General features: G+C 61.3%; 8 protein-coding genes. 6 read left to right on the plus strand and 2 right to left on the minus strand.

All coding sequences use genetic code 11. The annotated features are described in order from the left end of the window. From Q0D45_RS20440 to Q0D45_RS20465, 6 genes are all read left to right on the plus strand, one after another. The coding region (locus Q0D45_RS20440; RefSeq protein WP_293397453.1) for a sulfotransferase at window positions 1-465 on the plus strand (465 nt) is incomplete at its 5' end. After that, entirely contained in the window at window positions 465-1,667 is a 1,203-nt protein-coding gene (locus Q0D45_RS20445) for a DUF1214 domain-containing protein (protein ID WP_293397455.1), read from the plus strand. The genes Q0D45_RS20440 and Q0D45_RS20445, both read left to right, overlap by 1 nt. 22 nt (window positions 1,668-1,689) lie before the next feature. Beyond that, the gene (locus Q0D45_RS20450) at window positions 1,690-2,466 is read left to right on the plus strand and encodes an SDR family oxidoreductase (RefSeq protein ID WP_293397457.1); all 777 of its coding nucleotides are present in this window, start codon (window positions 1,690-1,692) and stop codon (window positions 2,464-2,466) included. A 12-nt stretch (window positions 2,467-2,478) separates the two neighbouring features. Next, window positions 2,479-3,222, plus strand: a complete 744-nt coding sequence (locus tag Q0D45_RS20455) for a hypothetical protein (RefSeq protein ID WP_293397459.1) — start codon at window positions 2,479-2,481, stop codon at window positions 3,220-3,222. A gap of 3 nt (window positions 3,223-3,225) precedes the next feature. Then, the gene (locus tag Q0D45_RS20460) at window positions 3,226-3,843 is read left to right on the plus strand and encodes a cytochrome c oxidase subunit 3 (protein ID WP_293397461.1); all 618 of its coding nucleotides are present in this window, start codon (window positions 3,226-3,228) and stop codon (window positions 3,841-3,843) included. Next, window positions 3,843-4,118 carry a cytochrome C oxidase subunit IV family protein gene (locus tag Q0D45_RS20465; protein ID WP_293397463.1) on the plus strand — a complete coding sequence of 92 codons (276 nt, stop codon included), beginning with the start codon at window positions 3,843-3,845 and terminating at the stop codon, window positions 4,116-4,118. Before Q0D45_RS20460 ends, Q0D45_RS20465 begins: the two co-directional genes overlap by 1 nt. Window positions 4,119-4,598: 480 nt before the next feature. Here Q0D45_RS20465 and Q0D45_RS20470 read toward each other — a convergent pair whose 3' ends face one another. Both Q0D45_RS20470 and Q0D45_RS20475 read right to left on the minus strand, forming a co-directional pair. Then, window positions 4,599-5,462 carry an alpha/beta hydrolase gene (locus tag Q0D45_RS20470; RefSeq protein WP_293397465.1) on the minus strand — a complete coding sequence of 288 codons (864 nt, stop codon included), beginning with the start codon at window positions 5,460-5,462 and terminating at the stop codon, window positions 4,599-4,601. A gap of 55 nt (window positions 5,463-5,517) precedes the next feature. Further along, window positions 5,518-5,730, minus strand: a complete 213-nt coding sequence (locus Q0D45_RS20475; protein ID WP_293397467.1) for a hypothetical protein — start codon at window positions 5,728-5,730, stop codon at window positions 5,518-5,520. Window positions 5,731-5,844 lie beyond the last annotated feature (114 nt).

Consider the following 5,844-nt stretch of genomic DNA (forward strand, 5'->3'; position numbering starts at 1 on the left):
GACATGCCGACGATGATGGAGACGTTTCCGGACGCCACGATCGTCCATTGCCACCGAGACCCGCGGCAAGTAATTCCGTCGTTCGCCGCCCTGATCAGCGCGGGGCGAAGGATCGGCAGCGATCACGTCGATCCGGTCGAGGTCGGCCATGACATGTTGCGCTACTGGGCGGATCAACTGGATCGTTATCTGGAGATACGCCGACAGCATCCTAAAGATGCCGTCCTGGATCTGCGCTTCGACGAAATCAGAAAGGATGTCGTCGGAGTCGTCGAACGGATCTACGCCAAGGCGGGACGGCCCCTGACGCCGGAAGCGATTGCCGCATTCCGCGAGCACGAAAGAAGCCGCCCCGAGCATCATTTCGGGAGTTACGACTACAACGCCGAAAGCCATGGCCTGAGTCTGGCTGCGATTGACGATCGGTTCTCCGAATACTGCAAGACCTTCTCCGAATACCTGTGATGAGCACCTCAATCACGATCGACCCATCTGTGATTTCCCTTTCCGGCCTTGGCTTCGGCAACTCGCAGATCTGGCGCGAAATGACCCGCGCCATCGGGGCGCTGGAGCGCGTGGTCTGGGACGACCCGCTGATTCAAGACGATCTCACACGCGCCGAAGGAGTGCGATATCTGACACGCCTCCTTGCGGGCGCCATGCCGATGACTCTCGATATGGCATCGCCGCAACACCCGAAGTTCTTTCACTTTCTGTCCACCCGTATCCATTGGGGGCTGCCGGCCACCGATTGCAACTACCAATGGGCGGCAGTACACGGCGATCACGTGTACCGGATTACGGGCGACAAAGGGTCGGCACACATCTTCGATATCGAAGTGCGCAGGGGACGCATCGCACGCCTGGCGCAGTGGGAGCTGTTCGACCGCCGCTGGGATTTCGAGGTCAACGCCAACAACCAAATCGAGATCGTGCTGAGCCGCGAAGAGCAGCCGGGCAACTGGATCCGGCTGCCGGAAGGGCCCGCCGACATCGTATTCCGCCAGTATTACTACGACTGGAATACGGAAGAATCGGCCCGTTTGAAGATCCGCTGCGAAGGTGCCCACTATCCGCCGCCTCACCTGACGACCGCGGAGATAGCAGAGCGCAGCCAGCTCTTCGTCGACTGGCTGCGCTACGTTCCTGACCTCTGCGCGCAAGTAGCGCGCTCCTATCACCAGGCGACGGAGAACGCGCTCGTTTTCGACTCGATCGCGTTTGGCTGGAAGGATCTGAAGTACGGCAAGGGCACGTATCGCTGCGCGCCGGACGAAGCTCTGGTTCTCGAGGTGAAGCTGCCGGAGGCGCCGTACTGGAGCATCCAGCTCAGCAGCCACTTCTGGGAGGCGCGGGACTGGCATCTGCGTCAGACATCGTTGAACGGGCATCAGGCGCACATCGACAACGATGGGGTCTTCCGCGCGGTGTTGTCGCATCAAGATCCCGGCGTCCCGAACTGGCTGGACGCGGGCGGCCATGAGCGCGGCCTGATCGCCATCCGCTACTTCCGCGCGCCAACCACGCCGATCCCGGCCATCAAGCGGATCAAGGTGTCCGAGCTTCGACAACACCTGCCTGCGTCGACGCCGACGGTGAGCGCAGAACAGCGGCAGGCAGCGCTGCGCGCCCGCGCCGATTCCGTCACCCGTCGCGGCATCGAATAGAACGATTAGAGGAGATATATCGATGAGCGACATTGACGAACTGTTTTCGATGAAAGGGCGCGTGGCGCTCGTCACGGGGGCCGCGTCTGGCATGGGCGATCGTTTCGCACGCACTCTGGCGAAAGCCGGTGCCAAGGTGATCTGCGTGTCGCGTCGCACCGAGCGGATCGAAAAGTTGGCCGCAGAAATCCGGCGAGACGGCGGACAAGCGGCGGCTGTGCAGATCGACATCGCCGATCGCCGAAGCGTGATCGAAGGGTTCGAGGCGGCAACGAAAGCTTTTGGTCTGATCGACGTACTGATCAATAACGCCGGCCAGCTCAGCTTCGAGACCATTCCGACGATCGACGAAGAAAGCTGGCAAAACCTGATCAACGTCAACATGACGGGCACCCTGCGGATGACGCAAGCGTTCAGCCGGCGGCTCATCGAAGCGAAGACGCCGGGCGTCATCGTCAACATCAGTTCCATCACCGGGATGGGGGTGATGCGGGGACTCACGCCTTACGGCTGCGTCAAGGCGGCCCTCAATCACCTAACCAAGCAGACCGCAGCCGACCTGCTTGATCATGGAATTCGCTGCAACGCGATTGCGCCAGGCTATTTCCACACCGAGATGTCGGCCGATGTGTTCGCAACGAACGCGGGAAAGGCTATTCAAGCAGGCCTGCCGCCCAAGCGCGCGGGCAAGGTGGAGGAACTCGATGGCGCGCTGCTGCTCCTCGCCAGCGGGGCTTCTTCCTACATCAATGGCGCCGTGCTCCCCGTGGACGCGGCTCACGTCGTACTCCTGACCTGACCTGACCTGACCATGAACTTGGCTACGCTTTCGTCTTCCAACCCCTACCAGTACGTCCGGGTCTGCGCTTGGGCGGGACCCTTGGTCCTGGTCATCGCTGTGGTCTTCTGGGCCGCTCTGGGTCAGAACATCCCACCATATTCGGCAGCGATGGAGGTCAATGCGTTTGCCGAGGCTTTTCGGGCTAAGGCGCACCTAATCCGCGTGGGCATGGTGGGGATGATCATGGGAGGCGTGCTCTACATGGTCTGGGGGTTGGCTATCAGCAAGGTCATGGAGTCGATCGAGCGCCACAACAACGTGCTCTCGACTCTCCAGATGTGGGGCGCGGGGCTCACCACGCTGTTCTTCATGATCCCGCCCGGCATCTGGTTGACGGCGACGTTCCGTGCAGAGTCGACGGCGCCGGAAACGCTGCAGTTACTATATGACCTGGGCTGGATGCTGTTCGACATGACGGTGCCTGTCACAATGGTGCAGTTCGCAGCCTTCGGCGTATGCGTGCTGGGCGATCGTCGTCGCATGCCAGTGTTTCCGAAATGGTTGGGATGGATGGCTCTCTATCTGGCGGGCTCGTTCGCATTGTTCGCCTTGATGCCCTTCTTCAAAGCCGGTGCTTTCTCGCGAAGCGGTGCCGTGAACTTCTGGGTCGAATTCAACCTGTTCTTCTTGTTCATGCTGCTCACGAGCGTCTTCGTGCTCAGGGCGATCACGCGACTAGAAGCGGAGCACGCGGCCTCACACCCGGCTTCCTGAGCGATGTCATCGACACGAGGAAACCCGGCGGCAGTCGATGAGCTGAAAGGCGAGGGCGACACCTCAGCCGACCCTCCGGCCATCTGGACCTTCATCGTCCTCGACTCCGCCAGCTTTGCCGTGTTCTTCGCCGTCTTCATGGCGGAGCGTCTTGCACAGCCTGCTCTCTTCGATGCTTCGTCGCGTTTGCTCGATGTGCGCCTAGGGCTCACCAATACGCTGATCCTGATCACCAGCAGTTGGCTCGTCGCGCTTGCGGTGGCTGCAGGACGGCGCGGCGATCTACGCCGGCTGCGCGCGGGTTTGCTGGGTGGCATCTTGGTCGGATCAGCATTCGCGGTGCTCAAGCTGATCGAGTACATAACGAAGCTGGCCGGTGGGATCACCCCTCAGACGAACGATTTCTTCGGATACTACTTCTGCCTCACAGGGATCCATTTCGTTCATTACTTGGCGGGCATGATCGTCCTGCTCGTGCTCCTGGCTCGTGCCAGGAAAAGCCAGGCTGTGGATCCGGAACTGATGGGCTGGGCCGTCTCGGGCGGCATTTTCTGGCACCTGATCGATCTGCTCTGGGTGTTTCTTTTTCCGTTGCTCTATCTTCTGGGGCGAGTGAAATGATGCCTGCAGGAGTCGCCCCTCGACGCTTGCACATCACTTGGGCTGTTCTCGTCGCAGCTACGCTCTGCGGCCTGAGTTCGACCGAACTCTTCAGGCAGCCCGTCGTCGCAGTCGGGGCCATCCTGCTCGTCGCCGGAATCAAGGCCCATCTGATTCTTGGAACATTCATGGAGGTCAAGCAGGGCCCGACCGCCTTGCGCATCTTCTTCGCCTCTTGGGTGATAGCTTGCGTCATCTCCATCGTCCTGCTGTATGCCTTGGCGCCGGCGCGTTAGCATCCACTGCTGAAAGAGCGCGCCGCCGTCGATGCTGCGTTCAACGCCGTTCTGGCCACGGGTAGTGCTTTGGACCTCAAGCGCCAGAATTTCTGGGTCGACAGCGATATCCAGCGGAGCAGGAGTGCCGGGCCGAGCTCATCTATCTGGACGATATCAACTCGGAAATGTACGGCTACAAGGACTGCGCCTGACCGAAGTTCACTGCCGTAGAGGCAACTCAAAAAACAAGCGGAACTCCCCACTGCACTGGCCAGCGATACGCTTACCCCGACCTGGCAATTGTCGAAGCCAGATCTCAGCTCTGATCATTAAGCGCGAAGGCCTTACAAGCGATAGGTTCATCGTCGGCCGGGGACATCGCGCTCCGCAACTTTATCTGGCACTTTTGCTTATCGAGGTGTGAACCGGGAATAGGCTGCTTGCGCGTGGGTTGGGGCTGGGGACGAGTGGAGTGCATCCATGGTCCAGGGATCCCGATCAGAAGGGGCGGCCGCCGAAGAAGGCGCGGGCGACGCGGTTGAACTCCTCGGGCGCCTCGTACTGCGGCCAGTGCGCGCCGTCGGCCTCCATCACATACAAGCGTCCATTCGGAAAGCGCTTCACGGCCGCTTGCGCGCACTCGAGGTCGTGGATGGGGTTGTCTCGTGTCCACAGCAGCAGCGTTTCCTGGCGAATTTGTTCGAGCGGCAGCAGGAACTCGTCATGGCGGGGCAGCATGCGGTTGACCTGCGGCGTCACGTCGCGGCCTTCGGCCATCAGGTAGTAGTGCAGGCGCAGGTTCACCAGTTCGTCGGTGACCAGATGATGATTCTTCGGGTGGATCAGCCACTCGATGCGGTGCTTCACGATGTCGAATGTGGGCGCCATGCCCGCCGCCTTCTTGGATCGCTCCATCAGGTCGAGCAAGTCGGCGCGCCCTTTTTCACTGACGATGGGAATGCCGGCACCGGTATTGAGCATCACGCGGCCAGTCCGCTCCGGATAGAGCACTGCGAAGAAGCCCGAGACCCAGCCGCCGAGCGATTCTCCAGAAAGATGGGCGCGTTCCAGCCCCAGCGCGTTCATGAGTTCGTGGACCTGCTCGGCCAGGACGGGCGGGGTGTATTCCATGGGCTTGCGGGCGGACATCGCATGACCGACGTAGTCGAAGGCGATGCAGCGAAATTCGTCCGACAGCGGCACGAGGTTCTTGGAGTAGGCCTCGAGATGGCCCCCGATTCCGTGCTGGAAGAGGATCGCGGGCGCGTCCTTGGGTCCCGCCTCTGCAACACGAATGCGCCCGAAGCTGGGCGTCTCAACGTAACGAATCTCACAACCGACGAAGTCGAGCCACAGGCTCATGGAAGTCTCCTTTGTTGCTAAGGGCCGCCTCAGGCGGTCAGGGTGTAGTGCTGCGCTAGACAAGCTGCAGCCCGGCACTCAAGGGAATATCGAAGCATTCGCCACAGTCGTCGCAGACGACGTCCATCTGGCCGCGGGGATCGCAGTAAAACCCTTCAAGCGCGGCCTCGCAGCACGGGCAGTGGAACCACACGCGCGCCGGCTCGACCTGCACCCGCATCACGCAGAGACGAGCCGGCGCTTGCTGCGGCGAGCGCACGGGTTTCATGACGCCCTCGCGGACTCGAGCAACGCCGGGAAGTCAGTTTCGAAGTGCTCGTGCTGGCCCCGCTGTCCCGATCTGCGACGCTCGGCCTCAGTCGCACGCAGCTCGGTGCGACGG

This window comes from Nevskia sp. (assembly GCF_023266035.1).
Taxonomy (GTDB): domain Bacteria; phylum Pseudomonadota; class Gammaproteobacteria; order Nevskiales; family Nevskiaceae; genus Nevskia.

Bases quoted from the DNA above. Each gene is read 5' to 3' on its own strand.
- Q0D45_RS20460 (WP_293397461.1), top strand. From the start codon at position 3,226: ATGTCATCGACACGAGGAAACCCGGCGGCAGTCGATGAGCTGAAAGGC.
- Q0D45_RS20470 (WP_293397465.1), bottom strand. From the start codon at position 5,462: ATGAGCCTGTGGCTCGACTTCGTCGGTTGTGAGATTCGTTACGTTGAG.
- Q0D45_RS20450 (WP_293397457.1), top strand. From the start codon at position 1,690: ATGAGCGACATTGACGAACTGTTTTCGATGAAAGGGCGCGTGGCGCTC.
- Q0D45_RS20475 (WP_293397467.1), bottom strand. From the start codon at position 5,730: ATGAAACCCGTGCGCTCGCCGCAGCAAGCGCCGGCTCGTCTCTGCGTG.
- Q0D45_RS20465 (WP_293397463.1), top strand. From the start codon at position 3,843: ATGCCTGCAGGAGTCGCCCCTCGACGCTTGCACATCACTTGGGCTGTT.
- Q0D45_RS20445 (WP_293397455.1), top strand. From the start codon at position 465: ATGAGCACCTCAATCACGATCGACCCATCTGTGATTTCCCTTTCCGGC.
- Q0D45_RS20455 (WP_293397459.1), top strand. From the start codon at position 2,479: ATGAACTTGGCTACGCTTTCGTCTTCCAACCCCTACCAGTACGTCCGG.